This window comes from Lederbergia sp. B243.17 (assembly GCF_057657925.1).
Genome location: NZ_JBWBKF010000090.1, coordinates 1 through 23,189, shown reverse-complemented (window position 1 = coordinate 23,189; position 23,189 = coordinate 1). Strand labels below are relative to the sequence as shown.

General features: G+C 45.3%; 15 protein-coding genes and 2 pseudogenes. 5 read left to right on the top strand and 12 right to left on the bottom strand.

The genetic code is table 11. The annotated features are described in order from the left end of the window. Positions 1–33 precede the first annotated feature (33 nt). Together ganA and AC0TWI_RS18945 are read right to left on the bottom strand one after the other, a co-directional pair. Positions 34–2,094: a beta-galactosidase GanA gene (ganA, locus tag AC0TWI_RS18950; protein ID WP_488127904.1), complete on the bottom strand. Its 2,061-nt coding sequence runs from the start codon at positions 2,092–2,094 to the stop codon at positions 34–36. A 33-nt stretch (positions 2,095–2,127) separates the two neighbouring features. After that, a pseudogene (locus AC0TWI_RS18945) lies at positions 2,128–2,254 on the bottom strand (sugar ABC transporter permease); the annotation flags it as partial. Positions 2,255–2,569: 315 nt separating this feature from the next. Here AC0TWI_RS18945 and AC0TWI_RS18940 point away from each other — a divergent pair. After that, positions 2,570–5,911, top strand: a complete 3,342-nt coding sequence (locus AC0TWI_RS18940; protein WP_488127903.1) for a bacterial Ig-like domain-containing protein — start codon at positions 2,570–2,572, stop codon at positions 5,909–5,911. Positions 5,912–6,136: 225 nt separating this feature from the next. Beyond that, positions 6,137–8,197, top strand: a complete 2,061-nt coding sequence (locus AC0TWI_RS18935; protein WP_488127902.1) for a catalase — start codon at positions 6,137–6,139, stop codon at positions 8,195–8,197. A 41-nt stretch (positions 8,198–8,238) separates the two neighbouring features. Here AC0TWI_RS18935 and AC0TWI_RS18930 read toward each other — a convergent pair whose 3' ends face one another. Then, positions 8,239–8,613, bottom strand: a complete 375-nt coding sequence (locus AC0TWI_RS18930; RefSeq protein ID WP_488127901.1) for a nucleotide excision repair endonuclease — start codon at positions 8,611–8,613, stop codon at positions 8,239–8,241. 132 nt (positions 8,614–8,745) lie between these two features. Between AC0TWI_RS18930 and AC0TWI_RS18925 the strand changes: the two genes are divergently transcribed. Both AC0TWI_RS18925 and AC0TWI_RS18920 read left to right on the top strand, forming a co-directional pair. Beyond that, positions 8,746–9,057: a DUF3784 domain-containing protein gene (locus AC0TWI_RS18925; RefSeq protein ID WP_488127900.1), complete on the top strand. Its 312-nt coding sequence runs from the start codon at positions 8,746–8,748 to the stop codon at positions 9,055–9,057. A 33-nt stretch (positions 9,058–9,090) separates the two neighbouring features. Then, positions 9,091–9,765 (top strand): hypothetical protein, encoded by a 675-nt coding sequence (locus AC0TWI_RS18920; protein ID WP_488127899.1) that lies wholly within the window; start codon positions 9,091–9,093, stop codon positions 9,763–9,765. A gap of 269 nt (positions 9,766–10,034) precedes the next feature. Here AC0TWI_RS18920 and AC0TWI_RS18915 read toward each other — a convergent pair whose 3' ends face one another. The 9 genes from AC0TWI_RS18915 to AC0TWI_RS18875 form a co-directional block, all read right to left on the bottom strand. Then, positions 10,035–11,039: a LacI family DNA-binding transcriptional regulator gene (locus AC0TWI_RS18915; RefSeq protein ID WP_488127898.1), complete on the bottom strand. Its 1,005-nt coding sequence runs from the start codon at positions 11,037–11,039 to the stop codon at positions 10,035–10,037. A gap of 27 nt (positions 11,040–11,066) precedes the next feature. After that, complete coding sequence (locus tag AC0TWI_RS18910) at positions 11,067–11,966, bottom strand: DMT family transporter (protein ID WP_488127897.1); 900 nt, start codon at positions 11,964–11,966, stop codon at positions 11,067–11,069. Next, positions 11,967–13,649 carry an amylo-alpha-1,6-glucosidase gene (locus AC0TWI_RS18905; protein ID WP_488127896.1) on the bottom strand — a complete coding sequence of 561 codons (1,683 nt, stop codon included), beginning with the start codon at positions 13,647–13,649 and terminating at the stop codon, positions 11,967–11,969. 56 nt (positions 13,650–13,705) lie between these two features. Then, positions 13,706–16,753: a glycoside hydrolase family 2 TIM barrel-domain containing protein gene (locus AC0TWI_RS18900; RefSeq protein WP_488127895.1), complete on the bottom strand. Its 3,048-nt coding sequence runs from the start codon at positions 16,751–16,753 to the stop codon at positions 13,706–13,708. An 85-nt stretch (positions 16,754–16,838) separates the two neighbouring features. Beyond that, complete coding sequence (locus AC0TWI_RS18895) at positions 16,839–17,660, bottom strand: carbohydrate ABC transporter permease (RefSeq protein WP_488127894.1); 822 nt, start codon at positions 17,658–17,660, stop codon at positions 16,839–16,841. Further along, positions 17,657–18,586, bottom strand: coding sequence for a carbohydrate ABC transporter permease (locus AC0TWI_RS18890; RefSeq protein ID WP_488127893.1), 930 nt, complete (start codon positions 18,584–18,586; stop codon positions 17,657–17,659). Before AC0TWI_RS18890 ends, AC0TWI_RS18895 begins: the two co-directional genes overlap by 4 nt. A gap of 128 nt (positions 18,587–18,714) precedes the next feature. Continuing rightward, on the bottom strand, positions 18,715–19,956 hold the full coding sequence (locus tag AC0TWI_RS18885; RefSeq protein ID WP_488127892.1) for an ABC transporter substrate-binding protein: 1,242 nt from the start codon (positions 19,954–19,956) through the stop codon (positions 18,715–18,717). A gap of 249 nt (positions 19,957–20,205) precedes the next feature. Continuing rightward, positions 20,206–21,078 (bottom strand): tetratricopeptide repeat protein, encoded by an 873-nt coding sequence (locus AC0TWI_RS18880; protein WP_488127891.1) that lies wholly within the window; start codon positions 21,076–21,078, stop codon positions 20,206–20,208. Positions 21,079–21,090: 12 nt separating this feature from the next. After that, a complete protein-coding gene (locus tag AC0TWI_RS18875) occupies positions 21,091–22,038 on the bottom strand; it encodes an ATP-binding protein (RefSeq protein WP_488127890.1) in 948 nt (315 codons plus the stop codon). Between the two features lie 518 nt (positions 22,039–22,556). Here AC0TWI_RS18875 and AC0TWI_RS18870 point away from each other — a divergent pair. Continuing rightward, positions 22,557–23,189: pseudogene (locus AC0TWI_RS18870) on the top strand (transposase); the annotation flags it as partial.

Genomic DNA, 23,189 nt, shown 5'->3' with positions numbered 1-23,189 from the left:
ATGGAGAGCCGGTTTTTTTCATATAAAAAACCTTTATCTCGTTTTTTGTACTATTTTTACTTCATATTTTTTCAAAGTGATTTTCCCTGTCAACTTTTCGCCTGTTATCAGATCATGCGCAGGCTCAAGGAAGGTGACGAGCTGTTCTTCTTCCGTAAAATTCATGACAAACACATAGTCATTCTGCTCATCCTGTCTTGCTTGTACAGACACACCCTTCCCGTGCTCAACCGGAAAGATCGGATGCAGCGAAAGTTCTTCAATGATAGAATCATAGAAATCGTCGTGGAATTGCTTATTCAGGCGGGCACCTATATAGTAGGTTTTCCCGTCACCGTACAGGTTTGATGTAACAGCTGCAGTACCTGCGTAAAAATCGTCCTGATACACGGCTTCCTCTTTAGCCGTAACAAGCTCGATCACCGTCGCATACTCCTTCAGCGGATACATCTTATTCCCATATTCCACATGATTGAGATCACGCGGGTACAATGTATCTGTTTCTATAGGCTTCATGCCAAAAATCTCCTGCAGTTCCTCTGGCCATCCGCCTAAATAGGTCAAATCCTGTTCATTCACAATGCCGGTAATATACGTTGACACCAGTCTTCCGCCACCCGCCACAAACGCTTTTAACCTGGAGATGGTTTCCTCGCTCATCAAGTAAAGCATCGGGACAATCAGCAATTTATAATCGGAGAAATCATTCTCTTTCGTTATCACATCAACTGGGATATCACGCTCCCAAAACCTACGATAATGCTCCTGCAAGGTTTGCGGGTATCTTTTTGTATCCATGCCGAACCCTTGAGCATCATTGATCGCCCAGTTGCTCTCCCAGTCATAAAGCAGGCCAACATCAGCCGGACGATGCGTACCGACAATCTCGGATAAGCTCTCCAGTATTTTTCCGACTGCCGCCACTTCTTTCAACACCCGATTGTTCGGACTGTTATCATGGTCTACTACAGCTCCATGCAACTTCTCAGAAGAGCCTCGTGATTTACGCCATTGGAAGTACATGACACTGTCGGAACCATGAGCGATCATTTGCATCGCGGATAGGAGATGCATGCCTGGCCTCTTCGCTTTATTCGTTTGATGCCAATTTACCCCGCTCGGTGTAGATTCCAGCAGCAGGAAGGGCTGCTGCTTCAGACTGCGGTACAGATCATCGATAAAAGCAACCTTAACAGCCAAATCCGCTGTGCTTTCCCAATCGTTGTGCCAAGCTGGATAAGCATCCCAACTGATGACATCTAAATGGTTGGCAAACTTGCTGTAATCCAATCCTTGAAAAGGAATCAAATCATGCGTGTCTGCCATGAAATTCGTTGTAATCGGAAGATCCGGCGTCAATTCGCGCAAGGGGACAATTTCATTTTCATAGAATGAAATCGTCTGATCTGTCACAAACCTGCGCCAATCCAAATTCAATCCATGAACGGCATTTTCCCCAATTGGCGAAGGGGACTCAATTTGCGACCAATCCGTGTATGTATGGCTCCAAAACGCCGTCCACCAGGAATGGTTAAGCTCGTCAAGACTATCGTTATATCTTTCTTTCAGCCAGTCGCGAAAAGCCTCCTGGCACGAGTCGCAGTGACACTCACCGCCATACTCGTTGGAAATATGCCACATGATGATTGCCGGATGATTCCGATATCTCTCGGCCAGCAGGCGGTTGATCTGCTGGGTCTTTTCTCGGTATACGATCGAACTGAAACAATGATTATGCCTGCCTCCATGCAACTGCTTCTGTCTGCGCTCATTAACACGCAAAACCTCGGGATACTTTTGGGACAGCCAAGCCGGCCGCGCCCCGCTCGGAGTCGCCAATATAACTCTGCCGCCATTCTGGTATATATTATCTATGATTCCATCAAGCCACTCGAAGTTAAAGACGTCCTCTTCAGGCTCCAGAGTACTCCATGCAAAAATACCCAACGAAAAAGCATTCGTATGCGCGATCCTCATCAGTTTGATATCATCTTGCAAAATATCCGGCCTGTCGAGCCACTGATCCGGGTTGTAGTCCCCACCATGAAGCATGAATGAGGCAGAAGTCGTGAAGCTTTTCTCAAATTTAGACATAATACTCTCCTTTTACCCTATGATTATTTGATGTCATCCTTTTGTCCCTCCGGACGTCAGCCCAGAGACAAAGTTTTTCTGCAACATAATAAAAATTACGGCAATTGGAATACTGATCAAAATTGCACTGCTGAAATGTTGTATAGCTCGCCCCCATAACCTAATCATCTGCAACAGTAAGAAAACGGAAAGTATTTTTCTATAGTCAATCCCTTCATTTACACCTCTTTTCCTCTTATTGTACATATTTCTTTACTCGCCGTCCTATTAGAAGAGCAATAAAGTGAAGAACAGTTTTCATCCTTCCTCCTCTTTTCCTTGCCCCCCTCCTTCTCTAGGCCCAAAAGCCCTTTCTACTTAAAGACCTTTTAGCGACATAGTCCTTTAATCCATAGTGAAAGTAATAAGCAAATTTGGAGGTGAATCGGAAGATATTTAATGAAAGCGCAAACAAAATAATAAAGGGGTGTAAGAGATGAGGATGAAGAAGTTCTTAATCACGTTGCTGGGTCTGATCTTAGCGTTTTCTGCCCTACCACTTTATCCGGCTGCAAATGAACCGGACAATCCTTCGATTCAAAATCCAGGCTTTGAAATGGAACCTGGAGAAGATGGCAGGATTCCCAACTGGAACTTTTACCCTGAGTCATTAAACGCAGGAACCTCGATATCAAGAACTGACGAAGAGCAAACAGAGGGGAAATACAGTCTTTTGATCGAGGATCAAAATACGGCTTCTTCTGTAGGCTTAATCAGCGACCCGGTTGATATCAATGGCGGCGAGACGTACATCGCCTCTTTCCAGGCAAAAGTTGTTACGGGCCGCACTGTCGTTTATCTCCGCTACTATGACAGCGCCAATAAGCAGATTCACGAAAAATCCGCCATCATCGATACGGGCGCAGAATGGAAATCAGTAGAGTTGGAGAGCAAGGCTCCGGACAACGCAGCAACCGCTGCCATCATGCTTTATTCGGGTGTGGCGAATGTAACAAAGGCCTATTATGATGATGTCCAGTTGAAGAGCAAGCAGTCGACCTCTCTCCCATCCAAGTATGGCGATCCGATCAACCTTGGACCAGGCCCTTTAGCTGGACAAGCACAAGGTGCGGCGATAGGAGATGGTGAAATTTATTTTGCCAACAGCGGGTCACCGGCAGTCTTTTATGCGGTCAATTCAAAGACTGGGGCTGTTAACTTCAAGCAGGAGATGCCCGGGCTTGACGTCGTCTGGGCCGTGACAATCGGTTCAGATGGCAATGTGTACTTTGCCGGAACATCGAATGGCATCGTCTATCGATATCTCCCTCAGGAGAAGAGAATCGAAAACCTTGGCCCGAACAGTACGGGCGACCGCTGGGTGTGGGAGCTTGAAGCCTCCTCGGACGGTAAAGTATACGGGGCCACTTACCCGCAGGGGAAAGTATTCGAACTGGATATCTTAAATGATTCATTCAAAGACCTCGGTCGGCTCCATCCCGAGCAGCAATACACCCGCGGGCTTGGCGTGACGGATGATGCTGTTTATGCAGGGACAGGCTCTACCGCCTACTTGTACCGAATTGACCGGAAAACATATGAAAAAACGGAAATACCGACTCCTGTCACCGGCGAGGATACGATGATCTCAAATATATGGGAGTATAAAGACCGGCTTTTTGTCGTAAACGGAACGTCACTCCATATCTTGGATCTGGAGACAAACAAATTGATCCGTTCCTTGCTTTGGTCTGAAGATATGGCAACTGACGGGTTTATCTCTCCCCCGTCACCATACGACAGCAATATCGTTTATTTCAAAAACAAGAACACCTTCCATCTCTGGTCCTACAATATGGCAACGGATGAGCTTGAGAAAGTGGAACCAACTGTCAACATGCCGACTACCAGTACGAAAACGATGAAATGGATCAAGCAAGACGGAAAAGATGTGCTGGCGATGATTAGCACGAGAAACGAATATCTCGTTTACGATCCTTCAACCGGAACCTCCACTGTGACCTATCCGAAAGTGGATCTTTCCGGGCTCGACATCCAGGCGCTCGAATCCGGTCCAGACGGGAATATCTATTTGAGCGGCTATCAGGGCTCAATTGCTGTCTACGATACAAAGCAAGAGAAATACACACTCCAAGAAAGGGATCCGCATCAAATCGAAGGAATGGGTTTCCTGAATGGAAAAGTGTACATGGGTGCCTATGGTGGAGCGAGAATCTATGAATACGATCCAGCAAAGCCGTACGCCTTTACCGGGGACAATGCAACAAATAACCCGAAGCAGATTTATGCCGTGCCTGAGCTGCAAAGCCGCCCGTTCGCCTTTGCTTCCGGTGACGACATGCTCTTCACAGGAACGATACCGGATTACGGAAAGCTTGGCGGCACCTTTGCCATGTATGATTCTATAAGCGGCAAATGGGATGCCTATGAAAACATCGTTCCAAACCAAAGCATTATCGGCCTCGCCTATCAGGGTGGAAAAGTTTACGGCGGTTCTGGCATTTGGGGAGGCCTTGGCGTTGACCCGTCTGAAGCTGCCGCTAAAATGTTTGAGTTTGATACAAAAACAAAGGAAACCGAGATTTTTGAACTGAATGTGCCCGGCCTGAAAACACCCCAGATGATCGGCGAATTATCATTCGGTCCTGATGGGTTTCTCTGGGGCGCGGCATTTGGAAAGGATGACAGCGGAGAAGAGACATTTGCTCTATTCGCCATGGATCCTGCGAATAAGTCGATTAAGAAGCATAAGCTTCTCATGCAAAAAGCAGCGAAGGGAAGCTCCTGGCGGCCATTTTTCCTCCGCTGGGGCCAAGATGGATATTTATACACAACTATCGCACGCCAGCTCCTTGTCATTGATCCCGAGACACTGACGCATACCAATCTGATAGATGGTGCGGTGAATTTAATGGATTTTGACAACGAGGGGAACATCTATTATGCAAAAGGCTCCAATCTGTATAAACTGCCGCTTATCACAGAGTTGCAAAACGCAGCAATCAAGCAGCTGCCAACCAAAACAGAATACGTGGTTGGTGAGTCCTTTGATCCTTCAGGGCTTGTCATCGAGGCCACTTATAGCAATGGCAAGACAGTGACTTTGACGAACGAACAATACAATATCAGTGTGGAGAGCATCTTTACTGCACCTGGCGAAAAAACAGTATCCATTACTATACCAGATTTACCGGGCAAAACACTCACCTTCAAAGTCTATGTAAGGGAAGCAGGAAAATCGGATACCATTTATCTGCAGCCCGACTTATCAGGTGAAACAGCCATAGCAGAGGTTACGGCTGCCCAATTGGATGAGGCATTCCAGAATGCTGTAAAAGCAAAAGGAGTTCAAATAATAACTCTTGCAATAGCCAAACTGGATGGAGCAAATGGCTACAGCTTGACTTTGCCGACCGAATACTTGGCGAAGAACGGGAAAAACCAACGGATCCGTGTGACGACAGAATTGGCAGAGACAGAACTTCAGGGACATATGCTCAGCAACAATTCTATGAAAAAGGAGGATAAGATTACGCTCACGTTCAAGAAGGGAGATGCCTCTCTTTTCCCTGAAGGAAGCAAAACCGTCGACATCGGGTTCGCTGCCAACGATGCACCGTTTGATTTCCATCATCCTGGAGCAGACGTAAAAGTTTTGATCCCGTTCAGCGACGATCACAGCAACGATTTTGCCGCCTGGAGAATCGAGGATGGCAATACGGTTAAACTTCCAGGCACCAAATACGACAGAGACCGAAATGGTGTTGTATTCAACACCACCCAATTTGGTAGCTTTGCAGTATCTAGCCACGAATAAAGCATTCAGCCCGCCGGCGATTTAAACCAGGCGGGCTCTTCTCTGCCCCCCTCCCTTTTTCCCATCCCCCCTTTCACCTGTTTAATCACCCGTTGCAGAGGGAAGATGGTTATTGGCACGAGGCGGCACAGCGCAACCTCCTGCGGCTACAGCCCCTACAAGCAAGTTACATAGATTCATCAGTGCAGCGCAGGGCTGAAAAATGTGAAGAAAAGGGTGAAAAACATGGATCAGAAAAACGGTAGAGACGGTAAGCTGGATAAAAAGGACGAACAACTCGAATCATTCAGATGGCAAAATACTGGAGAAGGCAAGAAGCTTCAAGATGAAAATGGCATGAAGGTTGCGAATGACGAGCGGACACTCAGGGCTGGAAAACGCGGGCCGTTGATGTTCCAAGACTTCCACTTTTATAAAAAACAATCGCATTTCAACCGTGAGCGCATCCCCGAAAAAGTCGTGCATGCCCGCGGCTATGGCGTATATGGCGACTTTGAAGTATACGAATCAATGAGTGACTACACGATGGCAGACTTCCTGCAGGAACCAGGGAAGAAAACGCCGGTCTTTGTCCGCTTCTCCAACTTTATCGGAAATCGGGGTTCAAAGGATACGGCCGTTGATATTCGTGGATTTGCAGTGAAATTTTACACAGATGAAGGAAACTATGATTCACTTTCCCTGCAGTTCCCTGTCTTCATCCTGGCAGATGCAATGAAATTCATGGATGTCACTCACGCAGCAAAACCTGAGCCAAAAAATCATATTCCGCAGGCGACGGTGGCCCACGACAATTTCTGGGATTATGTTGTGAACAACCCTGAATCTGCCCATATGGTCATGTGGCTCATGTCAATGCGCGGCCGTCCGAGAAGCTGGAGGATGATGGAGGGCTATCCGATCAATACGTTCCGTTTCATTAACAAAGAGGGCAAATCAACTTTTGTACGCTTCGTCTGGAAGCCGAAACTGGGCGTCCACTCCCTATTGCTGGACGAAGCAAATGTCATCGGAGGCGTCGACCCTGATTTCCACCGCCGCGATATTATTGAAGCGATCGAAAGCGGAGCTTATCCGGAGTACGAGCTCGGCGTTCAGCTGATCAATGAAGAAGATGAATTCAAGTATGGCTTTGATATTTTGGACGACACCAAGCTTTGGCCGCAAGAAGAGATTCCGGTGAAATTGATTGGCAAAATGACGTTGAATCGCCTGATGGACAACTTCTTCGCTGAGGAAGAGCAGTCTGCATTCAACCCGTCGAATCTTGTTCCCGGCATCGACTTCACGAATGACCCAGTCTTGCAGGGCCGCTCCTTTGCCTACCGCGATACAGAACTGTACCGCCAGAATTCAGCAAACTATGAGGAGCTCCCGGTCAACCGGCCTCTGAAAAAGTATGACAGCAATCTGCGCGACAGCTACATGAAGTATCCGATTGAGCAAGACACTGTCCACTTCCATAAAAACTCAAGGGCCGGAAACACACCGGCAGAGACCCCTCCTGAGCAAGGCGGATACGAGAACTATCCGCAACAAGTGGAAGGCCATGCAACAAGAGAGTTCCCTAGCGACTCATTCGAGGACTACTACTCCCAGGCGCGGATGTTCTGGAACAGCTTGTCTGTCCCGGAAAAGCAGGATCTTGTCGAATCGTTCAGCTTCCACTTGGGCAGTGTAAAGGACCCGGAAATCCGCCAAAGAAACGTCGAGATGTGGGGGAACGTCGATACAGATTTCGCAACATTGCTTGCTGAAAGCATCGGTGTTGAGCCGCCGGCAAACGAGCATGTGCAAAATGACCAAAGCTACCCTTCACTGAGCCAGCTAAATTCGCCGCACTCCGCCATGACCGCAAAAGTGGGCGTGGTAATCGGCAACGGCTTTGACGGAGCAGAAGTACAAAAAGCACTTGATGCCCTGCAAAGCAATATGGCCATCGTCGACATCATCTCCGAATCACTTGGTCCGGTTGAAGGTGCGGATGGAACGGTTCTCGAAGCAAACAAAACGATGCTGACCGTTCACCCGGTTCTCTATGATTCGATCTACCTCGTAGGCGGCACAGCTAAAAACCAGATGAAATTCGACCAAGGCGCATTCGATTTCTTCCGCATGCAATACATGCATATGAAACCGATCCTGGTCGGAGCCGGCGCGGTCAAATACGTCCAGCAGACTGAAGAAAACAACATGGACGGCGTCATCCTCGCCGCGGACACCCCTGATTTTGCAGAACAATATGTCGGTGCACTTGCCCAGAAAAGATTTTGGGACCGCACCTGAGAATGAAAGAAGCCTCCTGCAGCCGCAGGAGGCTTCTTCTATCATTGGTAAAAAACCTTGTCAACATTATACTTCGCACGCTTCGTATTAATCAGATACGTTTCGTAAATCTCCCTCTCCATCGGATCATCAACTATTGTGACAGAGATCTTGTTTACTTCTTCGCGGTGTCCCTTCAACGGGGAAACATTGTCCTCAAAATGCTTCTTCACACGCTGGCGGAGCTTTCGGGCTTTCCCGACAAAAAGCAGCTCATCGTCCTTGTTGAAAAATTGGATAATCCCGCCTTTGTCACGAGGGATTTTATGAAAATCAATAAACCCGTATACCGGCTTGATCTCCACCTCATCCCCTTCGATCACTTGCTTGCGCTGAACAATTGTTACATCTGCTTCCGGCTCTTGAATGTTAATCATCTTCTCACGTCCTCTTTCATCATGATAGATAATGCTAACAGAAAACGACCGGAATATCTATTTTCTTCATGTGAAACCTTCTTTCTGTATGATACGTATTCATAGGACATCATTTTAAAGGAGAATGGCTCCATGATCATCAATTTTATTATCATGATTCCTTTCCTCATATTCGCCACCGTACTTTCTCAAGGTAAGGGAGCTGGTCTAATTGCAGGCTATAATACCTTACCTGACAGCAAAAAAGAACAATACGATGAAAAAGCGCTGTGCAAATTCATGGCAAAAATCATGTACGGCATTTCTTTCTCCCTCTTCCTATGGGTCTTGTCAGACGGCTTAGACAACCAGTTGCTTTTCATTGCTGGAATCATCTTATTCATTTGCCTGCTCGCATTCGGACTGATTTATGCAAATACTGGGAACCGTTTCAAAAAGAAGTAAAGCACAGCTTTGAACATGAACAGGAGGCGATTAATGAACATGGCAAAAGGCAGCCGATCGAAACGGAATACAATTACTTACAGAAAAAAGCAGAAATCTTTCCAGCCGGCAATCTTTGGCGGCATGGTATTCGTGGTACTCTTTTACTTTATAGCCAACTGGACACCTGAATATGACCCGTTCTATATGTATCTCTCTTCTACCCTGCTTGCACTTTATTCGCTTGCGGTACTGGCAGCTTTCGTGATGAGACTGGAAAAATGGTACCCTTTGATCCTGCATGGGATGCTTATCATTCCGGCTGCGTTCTGCCTCTTTTCTGGCCTCAAGGCAGCCGATCAAGTGCCTTTTCTTCAATTCTTGATTGGAGCCATTACAATGGCATGTTTCATTTTCGGATTCTGGGGAGAAACTCTCTTTCCCCGGTTTAAAGGAAAAGATTGGTTTACGGTCTATTTCTTCGTCGTCCTTGCCATCACCTTTCCGCCGCTTCTTATCTTTGAATGGACGATGGATGATCCACTTGGACGATTCACCGGAATCATGAAATCCATCTTTGGCGAGAGAAAAGGGACACAAATCCTCACCTATCTTCTTGGATTCGGCATGCCGCCATTTTTGGTCATGATTTCTCAGACAATACATTGGAAAATCAGGCCAATTGTGGATGAACCGTCCAAAACGGTTTCAACAGGAAAAAGTACATGAAAAAGATTATGCAGTCCAGAGAGCCAATCAAAACTGATTTTCTATGAAAGTTAACAATACGGGTACATGCCTTCCGGTGTCTCCTGCGCTTTAGTGCCGGAAGTTTCTTAAATTATAGTTCTTCGGGTGTCTATCCGCTCTTTGACACCCGAAAATATTTAAATTACTTTTCTACAGGTGTCTATCCTGGAAAGCGGCCTGCGTTCTATGATTGCCGTTACAAAAAAACAAGAGGAGAAAAACATATGTTTTTCTCCTCCTGCTCCATCTTAGGAATGACTTTCTTCGTCAATTCTTGCTGTGCTATTCCTTTTAATTAACTTCGTGTTGATCGTGATTCTTTTGGAGATTTCGCGTTTGTTTAAAATATTGTCCATCAGCAGCTCGATTGCAGTCTCTCCCATTATTTCAGTATACAATTTGATCGTCGTTAAAGGAGGAACCATAAATTGGGCCGAGGATATATCATTGAAACCGACGATACTCAAATCTTCCGGTATCCTGATGTTCAATTCGTAGGCAGCCTTGTAGCAGCCGACGGCGATTGTATCATTCGCGACGAAAATAGCCGTCGGTTTGTTTTTCCCCTCAAATAACTCCTTAAAGCAGACATACCCATCCTGCGGGTTGTATCCGCCGACCTTTAGCAGATCCTTGTCAAAAATCTCTTTCTCCATCAAGTACTTTTCAAAAACATCCTGACGCAAATCCTTAAACCGATTGCCATACATATCCGTTTCCCATCCGCCGATGAAACCGATTTTTCGATGCCCTAGATCATAAAGATGGTCCAAAGCCTTCTTTGTTGCGGAGTTGAAATCGATGAGGACGGAATCAAATTGTTCATCCGGGCTGGAGTCGACTACAACGCATGGTTTATTGAGACTTTTGATGAATTCGATATCCTTTTGCTTGAAAAAGCCAAGACAGATCAGCCCATCAATCTTTTTATATGACTCTTTCGAACCTTTAGAGGAGACCCGCAAAATAGAGAAGCCCTCTTTTTTCAGCTTGTTCTCCAGAGCCACCCGGATTGATAGATAGTACGTATCAGACAATTCTTCTTCAAGTGAGTAGGATTGATAAAAACCGATGGTCCGTTTGTTCTTTCGGTTTTTTGTCACGGGAATTTTGTAATTCAACTCTTCCGCCGCTTCAAAAACCCTTTTTCTTGTTTCAGGGGTTACATTTAAGGTTTCATCATAGTTCAGAACTCTGGAAACAGTTGTGATAGATACGTGCGCACGTTCTGCTATATCCTTAATTGTCGCCATACGTTATCTCATTCCATTCTTCGTTTTTTACCCTGTTTTCTTCAATGTATCTTCAGGAGTGAAACGCTTTTTCTTCAAGAAGGCCAGTTTCGTCTCCGAGATGATAATGGCCAGCAATATTAAAATAGCACCGACTATCATTTTAGGGGTCACGACCTCGTGTAGAATGATGATTGAGAAGACCATCCCAAAAAATGATTCTGTTGACAGAATGATTGCCGCCTTCGTTTCAGACATAAATTTCTGGGCGGTAGTCTGCAATAGATAGGCAATCGTAGTAGAAAAGACTCCTAAATACAGTACGGGCAAAAGAGCTGCCGGTTCTATCGACATGACCATTTCTTTTTTAAAACCGACAACGGCCAAGCTGATGATGGCAGCTGTTACCAACTGAATCAAGGTCAGCGTAATCGGATCCTCATTTTTCACAAAGCTGGCAGTATAAAAGATATGGAAAGCAAACGCTGCAGCACAGAGAAGGGAAAGGACATCGCCAATATTCATTTCGAATGTCAAGGTAAGAGATAAGACACCCACCCCGGCCATCGCCAGTATCGCTCCGGATAACTCAAATTTGTCCATTCGTTTTTTATAAAATAGATAACCGATAAAAGGGACAATTACAACGTTTACCGCGGTCAAAAAGGCATTTTTTGAAGGCGTGGTAAACTGCAATCCTGCTGTTTGCAGGGCGAAGGCGAGATATAGGAAAACCCCGAGTATCGCACCCTTTAACAGCATCCCCCGATTCACTTTTCTCAGCCTTCTATGAAACAATAGTGATAACAGGATGGCTCCCGTCAAAAAGCGGATCGCCATATTTTGATAAGGAGTATAGTACGTCAATGATATGGCGCTGGCCACGAATCCGCTGCCCCATATGATCGCTGTCGTGAAAAGGGCTATCTCCCCAGTAAATCTTTTCATTTAATCCTCCTGCACTTTGCTCTGCAATAATAGTAAAAACACACTTGATGTCCATGTAAAGGAGGTATCGACCAAGCCCTTTCCTGTTAGAGGATCAAAGTTTTCAGCCATTCCTCCAACGAGAGTAAGAGACAGGAATTTATCTCTCAGCCTTTTTGAAGCTTCCGTATAGCCGAATTCTTTAAGAGAGTCGATGAACAAATAGGTGACAGGCGCCCAAATCGGACCGAGCCAATAGCCATTCTCCTTGTAATAGGGGCTATCCGGACTCTCTGTTGCCAAGCCGTATTGTGTTTCAAATTTTGACTCCAAGTCCTCAACGAGCTGGTCCATCCATTTCTTGTCAAGACGATACCCGATCATCACCGGCAATCGCAAAATCAGGCTGGATCTGATTTGAATCTCCTCCGCATCCTTGCCATGCCTGCCGAAAAAACCTCTTTCATCATGGAGGCGTTCCATCAACAATGCGTACCGCTCATCCGCTTTCTTTTTAAAATCCACTACCGCTTGATTCTCGCCAAGCATATCAGCAAACTTTGCCAAAATATCGTAGGAACGGATTAAGAAACTTGCTAAATCTGGAGCCTCGACCGGCATTCCCGCATAGAACAGCGATGAATTATCCCAGCCTGAATCATTTCCATGCTTGTAAAGAGGCAAATTCCCCTCAAATGTCCTGTGCTTTTCGAAATATTCCATAACCTTCTTGCTGGAATTATATACCTTCCGCAGACGATTTTCATCCTTAAAGTAGTCATTCATCCCGATCAATTTTTCATACGCATATAAAAAGATCGGCGGTTTAATGCAATTGAAGGATAGGAACTTGTCATTGACAAAATCTGGATATGCCCCTGATTCATCCTGATTATCGATGAAGGCCTCGAGCTGTGCATAAGCAAGCTCCGGATAATTCTCACCCAAATTCAACGCGTTGAAGCAGTTATCCCATGACCAAATGTTATACATCCAAAGCTTAGACATATACATCGCGTAGTCCTTCAAGATTCCGGCTGGATGGACAATGCTGGACCATGTGATATAGGAGGCTCTCTCTAATGATGGAAGATATTCAGTCCCCTCGTATCCTTTGCTCATTTTCTTAAACCAAGTCTTATAAGCATCAGAAACAGCCGCTTTTCCTTGTTCGAATTCCTGATATCTTTTCTCCTGATAAACAGTCCTGTAACTGGTAATGACAAAATGACCGTCCTTCAGCAAGATATCCACATGCTTATTGTCAATTATATCCCAAGGGGCATTGACAAGCATGTCCCCCTCTAACTCCAGTAGCATCAGCTTCAGTTCCTTCGAGTAAATATGGTACTCATACTTCCCCGGTGCCAGTTCCATAAAAGAATCATATTTTTTCTTAATGGGCTCTAATCCTACTTCAAGTCCATTGACGAGAATATGAAGTTCATCCTCTTCCGGAATAGTAATTTCTGCGTAACGAGCCGGATTGCTCTTTAAGAAAAACTTCACAGATACCTCTGTTGCCTCAATTTCATAATCCTGCTTGAGGCCCTCGTCAAGTATGTTCACTTTAAAGAGTTTCGAAGGCGACTCATCGCCCCCGTGAACATCGCGAATATATACCTCATTTACGTTCTTCTCTTGTGATACGCAGAAGTATGAACCGAAGCGGGAAAAAGGAATTTCCCTTATATCTATATTCATGGTTGTGTCCTCCTTTTACAACTTAAAAGAGGCGGAGCCCTGCCCCGCCTCCCTGATCACTTCACTCTGAAAATTTTACTCTCCTGCTCAAGCTCCCGCTGATCGATTTTCCGCATCTCAAACTTCAGCTCGAAATCTTCCACGCCTACCCTGTAAGGAGGCAATTGATCTTCTCCGCAGCTGTTGCTTCCGAGGCCGCTCTGCCTGTAATCCAACGTCAGGACGCTGTGAGAGGATTTTTTAATTTCTCCTCTATGCCTGGCGGTCTCCAATGCTTCCGTTTCATAATCATGGATGGTAAAGTCCATCTTCTCTGCGAAATTGAACAGATACGCTTGTTCATCCTTGCCCGATAAAGCCAAAAATGACGAATCGGCTCGAGAGCCATTTTCCTGAGGATACACATAATCGATGTGCATATCCTCAATTTTTTTCTTGTAAAGTCCAACCGGCTGGCTGCGTTTGCTGTCCTGGTAGCTTTCTCCATCGCCGCGCCCATACCAGATGACTTCATCAAAGTTCTGATTGACCCTCATGGAGACCCCGATTCTCGGCAGCATTTCCGGAATCTCTTTGCCCCTGATCACCGCTTTGCCGGTGAGTGTCAGTTGCATTGCGCCTTCCTCCGTAAATACATATCGGTAAATGAGTTGGAATCCCCATGCCTGATTGGTTGTTGAAAAATACTTTTCGATTACAACCGTCGACTCCTCGTGTGTGAAACTGATCAGATATTCCTTCGCCTGCTTCAGGAAATATTTGTTGATCCAGTCGTCAACCTTGTACATGTCGTTATCGATCGGCGCCCGCCAAATCGTAAGCTGAGGTCCGTCCTGAATCAGGACATCTCCTCCTGAGGAATAGGACTCAAGCTTTCCTTTAATTTTCGAAAAAGCAGCCCTGAATTGATCGTTTTCAAGAATCAATTCCCGCTCATTTTCCCGGATATCAATCGGCTGTCCTCCTGACTGTGCAGGTACAACGGTCTTTTGACTCGCGGTCGATACAACGAGAAATTCTTCTTCGGTAATCACATGGCCCTTGCCGGCATACAATGTTTCCTCCGGGTCAATATACTCGAGGTAAATATGGACATCATCGCTTTGCTGCAGTTTTTCTATATCAAGCGGAAGAACCATTTCCTTCCCTCTGCCCGGCTCAACACTTTCCAGCACAACCTTGCCTTCTTCAATCACCTTGCCATAAGACATCGCTTTTATTTGCAGAACCAGGCCGGCAAGATCCCTAAAATCATATGCATTCTCAATTCGAATCCGCAGCCCGTCCGCATCAATGATTTCTGTTTTGATCGGTTCAATCACTTTTTTGTACTCAATCAAACCTGGTGATGGCGTCCGATCCGGGAAGACAAGCCCGTCAATACAGAAGTTACCGTTATTCGGGAAGTCACCAAATTCGCCCCCGTACCGGTAATAAATATTCCCATCTTCATCAACCGTCTCAATTCCATGATCGCACCATTCCCAAATGAAGCCGCCGTGCAAACGCGGATATTTGCGCATCATCTGCTGGTACTCTGTCAAGCCTCCAGGTCCATTGCCCATTGCATGTCCGTACTCGCAAAGAATATGCGGCTTCTTTCCCTCGCTGACCTTGCCGATCTCCTCAAGTGCTTTCAGCCTCGTGTACATTGTCGTATACACATCACTGTAGGCTGCCATCCGATCTCCCTCATAATGGACAGGTCTTGATGCGTCGATTTTCTTGATTGCATTGTACATCGCCGAAAAGTTCTGCCCGGCTCCCGATTCATTGCCGAGCGACCACATGATAATGCTCGGATGATTGCGATCCCGCTTAACCATTCGTTCAGCCCGCTCGACATACTGTGCTTCCCAGCGTTCATTGTCGCTCAGCCAATTGTAGTGGCCGGTATTTTCAAATCCGTGACACTCCAAATCCGCCTCATCAATGACATATAGGCCGTATTGGTCGCAAAGATCATAAAATTCATCCTGGTTCGGATAATGTGCTGTGCGGACTGCGTTGATGTTGTGGCTCTTCATCAATTGGATATCCTTCTCCATATCCTCCAATGTGACGGTACGGCCTGTTTTCGGGTGGGAGTCATGGCGATTGACTCCGTTGAAAAAGATTTTCTTGCCGTTTAGCCGGATTTCGTTATCAATAATCTGGATCGTACGGAATCCAAACGTGACCGGGACGAACTCTTTCTGACCATTTTGGAGCTCATATTCCACCACCGCTTTATATAAATTCGGCTCTTCCGCATTCCACAAACGCGGATTTTCGAATAAGCGATCCGCAAAGAAATAACCGAATTTTGCCTGAGCCTTAAACTGGTCGATTTCTTTTCCATGTTCATAGATTCGGATTGTTAAATCTTTCGGGTCTTGCGTAAAGAAGCTTCCGCTTATTTTCAAAGTGAAATCTTCATATCTTTCATCCGCTACCGTTTCAAGGTTCAGGTCAGACATTGTATCCGGGCTGATTTGATGAAGTTCTACGCTTCTAAAGATGCCTGACAGCCACCACATATCCTGATCTTCCAAATAGGTTCCGTCTGAGAATTGGTAAACGCGAACCGTTATCCGGTTGTTTCCTGACTTTAAAAATTTCGTGATGTCAAACTCAGATGGCAATCTCGAAATTTTGCTGAATCCGGCATGCTGGCCGTTGATATACAAATCAAAGGCGGAATCCACACCATTGAATTTCAAAATGTAGTTATCTTCAGGCTCCTTTTCCAACACGATATCTTTAAAATAAATCCCAGTCGGATTTTCATCTGGTACATAAGGGGGATTGATGGGAAAAGGATACAATACATCCGTGTAGTGCATCTTTCCATACCCTTCAAGCTGCCAGCACGATGGCACGGTAATCTCGTCTAGACAGGACGTATCAAAGTCTGCCTGTTCAAAGCCGCCCGGAGAATACTCCGGTGCATCTAGAAAAAGAAATTTCCACTTTCCATCAAGCGATTTAAACCCCTTGCTAGACTCCTTTTTAAAAGCCAACTCTTCAGGAATCTCATCATATCGGTAAAAATTAGCCCGGGCCTCCAGCTTATTAATGCCAGTCAGGCCGATGTCTTCCCATCTTTTCATCTCTCTATGCATATGCTCTTCCTCCAGATAACACAGTTGAGTTAATTTTTTTGTGAACATCTATCCTTTGGCGCTATCCTTCCACTTGGTTTCATCTTTACTTGATTGACCCGTCGACACCTTCCACGATGTATTTTTGGGCAAAGAAAAAGATGAGGACAGGCGGAAGAATCATGATGAGGGTAATCGACATAATCGGCAAAATTTGCAAATCATGGACTCCCTTAAAGGCTGCCAAACCGAGTGCTAATGTGTACTTCGATTGATCCTGCAAATAGATCAGCGGTCCTAAATAGTCATTCCAAACCGAGAGAATGTTCAGCACACCAATCAGAATGAGCGGAGCCTTCATGATCGGCAGGAAGATTTTATAGTAAATCTGAAATTCATTCGCCCCATCAATTCTGGCGGCATTCTCCAAGTCTTTCGGAATATTCATCAAGAATTGCCGCAAAAGGAAAATAAAATAGGCAGAACCGAAGAAGGACGGTACAATAAGCGGCTTGAGCGTGTTGATCCAGCCGAACATGTTAAATTGCATATAAAGCGGAATCATCGTTACATCCCAAGGAATCATCATTGTCGACAGCAAGATGATAAACAGGGTGTTCTTAAATTTGAAATCATAACGGGCAAAGCCGTACGCCACCAAAGAGCTGGAGAGCAACTGACCAAATGTCGTCAAGGCTGTGACAATGACCGAGTTTTTCAAATACGTCCCAAACGGCTGGCTCATCCATGCATCAATGAAATTGCGCCATTGCGGTACATCAGGGAAGATTTTCGGAGGATAAGCAAAAACTTCTGTATCCGACTTTAATGCTGTCAACACGACCCAAATAAAAGGAAACAGAAAGTAAAGAGAAAAGAGGACCAAAAAGAAATAGACGATAAACTTATGGGTTTTAGAAGTTTTCACTTTCCTTTTCCTCCTTTTTTCGTTTCCGTCTCATAGAACACCCAAGCTGATGAAGACTTAAAGACCAATAGGGTCAACAGCAAGATGATAATGAACATAAACCATGCATTTGCGCTCGCATAGCCGAGTTTATGGTGCTTGAATGCGTTATTGTAAACAAAGAGACCGTAGAAATAAGTCGATTTCAGCGGCCCTCCGCCCGTCAATAGCAGAACAAGCGTCAATTGCTGCAACGCTCCAATAATCGATGTAATTACATTGAACAGAATCGTCGGTGTAATGCTGGGAATGGTGATATGGAAAAATTGCTTTAACGGGTTGGCCCCGTCAATGGCCGCAGCTTCATAGAGTTCTTTCGGTATCCCTTTAATATTCGTGTAGAAAATCAGCATCATCGTACCTACGCCCCAGGCACTGGCAATGATAATGGTGAATATCGCCCACTTAGGGTCAATCAGCCACTGCGGGCCCTCTATGCCCAGTACAGATAAAAGGTAATTAAGAATCCCGTATTCCGAGTTGAAAATCCAGCCCCAAATGATCGAAATGGCTACGCCGGAAACAACTGCAGGAAGATAAAAGACCGTTCGGAAAAATTTCATCCCTTTAACTGGCTGGGTGATCAGCAGTGATAAAATTAGGGCTAAAATCAAATTCAGGGGAACAAAGATGGCCGCAAATTTAAAAGTGATGATTAAGGACTTGTAAAACTGCGGATCAGCAGTAAACATTTTTACGTAGTTTCCAAAACCGACAAATGTCGGCTCCCTCGTAATCGGCCAGTCATATAAACTCATGATGAGAGAAAATATTAATGGCCCCAGTGTAAAAACGAGAACTCCGATGATCCATGGCAGGATAAAAAAATACGGCACTCTTTTTTGGACCAGCTGATAATTTCCTTTTTTCCTGTTATTTTTCGTCATCATATAACCCTCTTATTTAATGTAGTGTCCTTCACACTTCTTTTTACTAAAATCATTGACCAAGAGAGCAGAGTGATCACAATTCTTTACTCTCTTGGCGGTCTTTGCACTATTACCTTTAGTAAAACTTATTGAGCCGCTGTATTCAGAACCGTCTTCGGATCCTGCAAAGTGCTAGGATTGAAGATTTCCTCGAAGACCAAGTTTAATTCCTCTGATACCGTACTCCAGTCCTCCATTTGGAAGGATGTAGGGGTATATCCGTCACTCTTTTCAAGCATTGAATAAAAGACACTCTTTGCCGGGTCTTCTTGCAGCTTCTCTGATTCTACCAAGCTCTTTAAAACAGGCAATTCATAGTCCATTCTTTCCTTGTTCGCTTCTTCTCCCGCCCAGAATTCCATAAAGGCGAATGCAGCATCCTTATTCTTAGAATCCTTTGACATGGCGATACCGGAAGAACTGATGACGCTTACACTTTTTCCATCTTTAAAAGATGGAATTTCCACAACGCCATAATTGATGCCTGCCTCTTTAAATGTATCGAGATACCAGGCGCCATTGATGAACATTCCGACCTTGCCGGATTTCATATCATTGGACCCTGATCCTTCTGCGGCGACAGCAATTTTATCTTTCAGCATTCCTTGGAACATATCGAATACTTCGATCGATTTTTTTGAGTTCAAATGGCCGCTCAGCTCACCGTCTTCAGCATATTTAGCTCCATTGCCCCAGAGGTACATTTCAAAATCATATGGATCCGGTTTTCCAGAAAACACAAACCCAGTCTCTTTACTGTCTTTATCGGTTAATTTCTCCGCTACTTCTCTAAATTCATCCCAAGTCCAGTCACCTTGCGGATATTCAAGATTGTTTTTGTCAAAAAGGTCTTTGTTATAGTAAACAACATGGGTAGTAAATCCTACCGGCAAACCGAGAATCTTGCCGTCAGCAGAGTTGTAATTCCACAGTGCTTCATAAAAATCATCCTTGTATTCAGCACCCTTTTCTTCGATGTAGGAATCCAGCGGCTCAAGTGCATCTTTGTATTGAGGATAATTCCACATATACATAACATCTGGAGCATCCTTCGCCCCCATGCCTGCTGCGATTTTCGTATCGTACTCTGAACCGTATGCTTCCAGTACTACTTTGATCTTATCTTGTTGAGAGTTAAATTTATCAACAAGCTTTTTTTGCAGTGCAAGACTATCTTCTGAATCCCAAGTCGCGAAACGGACTACCTCTTTTCCGTCTTTCGTCGTACCGGTCTTCTTTGCATCGCCTGAACCACATGCAGCCAGCATCAATACAGAAAGAACAGCGATCAACAACATGATTTTATACCCTGCGAATCTACTCTTCATCATAAACCCCCCTCTTGTTTGTTTGAATTATAAAATTTATTTTACTAAAAGTAAATACTTTATTAATAAATTTTACTAAAAAATATTTTGTAAACGGTGAATCTTCCCAATATAGGGCCATTCTACACAATGAGCAGGTATTCTTTTTTGAACCAACACAAAAAAGGAAGGTGAACATCACCTTCCTGAAATAACACTCTATTATTACAACAAACTACTACTCTGCTTTATCCGTCAGCCGCTTGTCGTCTATACCTTCACAATCAATTTCCCGAACACTTTCATATTCACAACCATTTTCGTTATCCAATGGGCCGCTCCGTAGAGCACAAGGAAGATAACGACCAGCGGCTTGAAGACGAACCACGCAAGGAACCAAAGCAAAAGTGCAAAATACGGATTCATTTTCGATAAATATCTCGATGGCCCGAGAAAAAACTGGTAAACTTTGTACTGTTTCTGCAAAATTTCCATGTATTCTTCACGGTATTGCTTACTTTTCGGATCAAGCCGGACGGCGTTCTTCATATACTCCATTGCCGTTTTATAGTCTCCTCGCTGATCAGCTGCCCACCCGCAATACATAAAGACTTCCGCATTATCCGGCTCATTTACCAATGCCTGCTTTTCCGCCCGGAGAGATTCTTCCGGGTGACCCAACAAGCTCTCCAGATAGCTGTAATTTGCCAAATACAAACCATTATCCGGTTCAAGGTTCAACAGTGTCCGGTACATTTCCGATGCTTTTTCGAACTTAGCTTTCTGCACATAGATGTTGCCCGCCAGGAGATAGAGATATCCTTCATTCGGAAAGAGGACGAGTGCCTGCTCAATAGCCGCCAATGCTTCTTTCCACCTTTGCTGCGTATAAAGCGTCGAAGTCCGAACCGCCCAGCCGAGCTCATTTTCAGGGTCAATCTTTAATGCCTCTTTTGACCAATGCATCGCTTTATCGTACTTATCCATCGCAAGATAAATCTTCCCGAGCAAACCATAGCCGTCTGCATCATCGGGATAGTCACGCAAGTAACTTTCCGTCTCCTTTATCGCCTCGTCATACCGCTCCCATTCCAACAACTGGACGAGCTTCCCGAATTGATTGAATTGGACAGCTTGCTCCATCCGCCATTCCCCCTACCGAATCTTGTGATCCTTCATATATTCCAGGACATGCCCGTAATCTTGATTCACATCGCTGAAAGTCGCATAGTTCTTCGCTGTTGAAAACCACTCTAACGTAGTCGGTTTGCGCCTTTTTAGCGACTCATTCAAATCCTCATTCGTGAGCGGCTGCAATTCACCAGATTCCAATGAGCGGTGCAAAGCCTTTTCAACTGCTTCATCGACCAGCTGTTCAAGATCGGCACCTGAAAAATGCACGGCCTTTCCGGCAACTTTCTTCGTATCCAACTCCAACTTCGGTTTGCCCTTCAGCTTTAGTTCCAGAATGAGTTCTCTTTCCTTTTCGCTTGGCGGCGGGATGAAAATCAACTGATTGAAGCGTCCAGGGCGTCGCAATGCAGAGTCTAAATACCACGGCGTGTTCGTTGCACCGATAATATAAACACCGCTGTTGTGGCTATTCAGCCCATCCAACTCGAGGAGAAGTTGGTTCACAAGCATCCTGTCATGGTGCTGGCGCATCGTATGGCGGCTGCCTCCGATGGCATCAAGCTCATCGATGAACAAAACGCAGGGCCGATTTTCCCGTGCCATTTCGAATACATCATGGAGATTATGCTCACTCTCCCCAACATACATCGACAAAATCGCCTGTAGCTCCATATGAAGGAAACTCGCATTAATCTCCCCGGCAATAGCCTTCGCCAAAAACGTCTTTCCACATCCAGGCGGCCCATACAGCAACAAACTGCCGCCCGCCTCTTTGCCAAACGCCTGAAAAAACTCCGGATTCTTCAGAGGCATAATAAAATTCATCTGTATCTTCTTCTTGACCTCATCCAACCCGCCTACATCCGCAAAAGTTTCCTTCGGCTGCGACTTCTCTATCAGCTGCTGTTTCGCTTTATCGAATTGAATGACCTTCAATTGTGTTTGCTTCTCTTCATGATGATCCGACATTCTCATCCCTCCTGGGCATTCCAGTCCATTTCTTTCCAACTATTCTGCCAATCAGTTTACCCGAGAAAGTCCGCGTCGTCTATGGTAGCAAGGGTTCATTTGCCCAACAAAATAAAGGAGAAACCAGCCTCATTCCCTGACTTATCATAGTACTTTTGACACTTGTCTAACTGCACATCCTCCGTCTCACCTTTTTTTCTGCCCCATGTATCTGTATACATTTAAATGCAGGATCTTTGCTCCGCAAGCAGCGAAAAAAGCAGCCAAAGTTGGCTGCCCAGGCTGTAGACAAACTCCAGAAATTCAGGAGTTTGCCTACAGCCTTTTTTCTTTTACAATGGAAGTATTATTTGAAAAAGTTGATTTCCGCTACGGATGGACGCTTTCCGCGGGCACGGCTCCAGCCGCTTCCCTCGCTGCGCTCAGTCCAGGGTCTTCCGCTCGTGCTGTTCCCGCAGGAGTCGCCATCCTCCGCTCCAATCAACGGTATCCCCTACAAACTTCATGAGGTGTTAGAAATGATGACGAAAAACCAGGTCCATGAACGCGAACAGCTGGAAATGCTCTCCATTGAGCAGTTGGTCCCACAGGATCATCTTGTTCGCAAACTAGATGCGGCAATAGATTTTTCCTTCATCTATCCATTGGTTGAAGACCTTTATTCGGAAGTAGGGAGACCCAGTATCGACCCGGTTGTCCTGATCAAGATGACATTTATCCAATATACCTTCGGCATCCGATCCATGCGACAGACCATTCGGGAAATCGAAACGAACGTGGCATACCGCTGATTCCTCGGTTTTAGCTTCCACACGGAGGTTCCCCATTTCTCAACCTTCGGAAAGAATTATACCCGGCGTTTCGCAGACACGGACCTGTTCGAGCAGATTTTCTACCGGATACTGAAGGAGGTTGCGGATCGTGGACTTCTCAGTCCGGAACATGTCTTCATCGACTCCACCCATGTGAAAGCGAGCGCGAACAAAAGGAAGTTTCAAAAGAAAGTCGTCCGAAAAGAGGCCCGTGCCTATGAGAAGAAGCTGCAGGAAGAGCTCAACCTGGACCGTATGGAGAACGGAAAGAAACCGTTCCCTCCTGAGAAATTCGAAAAGGAAGAATATAAGGAAATGAAGGAATCAACAACAGACCCG

What these genes read in the sequence shown, in the direction of transcription:
- ganA (WP_488127904.1), bottom strand. Translation starts at nt 2,094, where the DNA reads ATGTCTAAATTTGAGAAAAGCTTCACGACTTCTGCCTCATTCATGCTT.
- AC0TWI_RS18940 (WP_488127903.1), top strand. Translation starts at nt 2,570, where the DNA reads ATGAGGATGAAGAAGTTCTTAATCACGTTGCTGGGTCTGATCTTAGCG.
- AC0TWI_RS18935 (WP_488127902.1), top strand. Translation starts at nt 6,137, where the DNA reads ATGGATCAGAAAAACGGTAGAGACGGTAAGCTGGATAAAAAGGACGAA.
- AC0TWI_RS18930 (WP_488127901.1), bottom strand. Translation starts at nt 8,613, where the DNA reads ATGATTAACATTCAAGAGCCGGAAGCAGATGTAACAATTGTTCAGCGC.
- AC0TWI_RS18925 (WP_488127900.1), top strand. Translation starts at nt 8,746, where the DNA reads ATGATCATCAATTTTATTATCATGATTCCTTTCCTCATATTCGCCACC.
- AC0TWI_RS18920 (WP_488127899.1), top strand. Translation starts at nt 9,091, where the DNA reads ATGAACATGGCAAAAGGCAGCCGATCGAAACGGAATACAATTACTTAC.
- AC0TWI_RS18915 (WP_488127898.1), bottom strand. Translation starts at nt 11,039, where the DNA reads ATGGCGACAATTAAGGATATAGCAGAACGTGCGCACGTATCTATCACA.
- AC0TWI_RS18910 (WP_488127897.1), bottom strand. Translation starts at nt 11,966, where the DNA reads ATGAAAAGATTTACTGGGGAGATAGCCCTTTTCACGACAGCGATCATA.
- AC0TWI_RS18905 (WP_488127896.1), bottom strand. Translation starts at nt 13,649, where the DNA reads ATGAATATAGATATAAGGGAAATTCCTTTTTCCCGCTTCGGTTCATAC.
- AC0TWI_RS18900 (WP_488127895.1), bottom strand. Translation starts at nt 16,753, where the DNA reads ATGCATAGAGAGATGAAAAGATGGGAAGACATCGGCCTGACTGGCATT.
- AC0TWI_RS18890 (WP_488127893.1), bottom strand. Translation starts at nt 18,586, where the DNA reads ATGACGAAAAATAACAGGAAAAAAGGAAATTATCAGCTGGTCCAAAAA.
- AC0TWI_RS18885 (WP_488127892.1), bottom strand. Translation starts at nt 19,956, where the DNA reads ATGAAGAGTAGATTCGCAGGGTATAAAATCATGTTGTTGATCGCTGTT.
- AC0TWI_RS18880 (WP_488127891.1), bottom strand. Translation starts at nt 21,078, where the DNA reads ATGGAGCAAGCTGTCCAATTCAATCAATTCGGGAAGCTCGTCCAGTTG.
- AC0TWI_RS18875 (WP_488127890.1), bottom strand. Translation starts at nt 22,038, where the DNA reads ATGTCGGATCATCATGAAGAGAAGCAAACACAATTGAAGGTCATTCAA.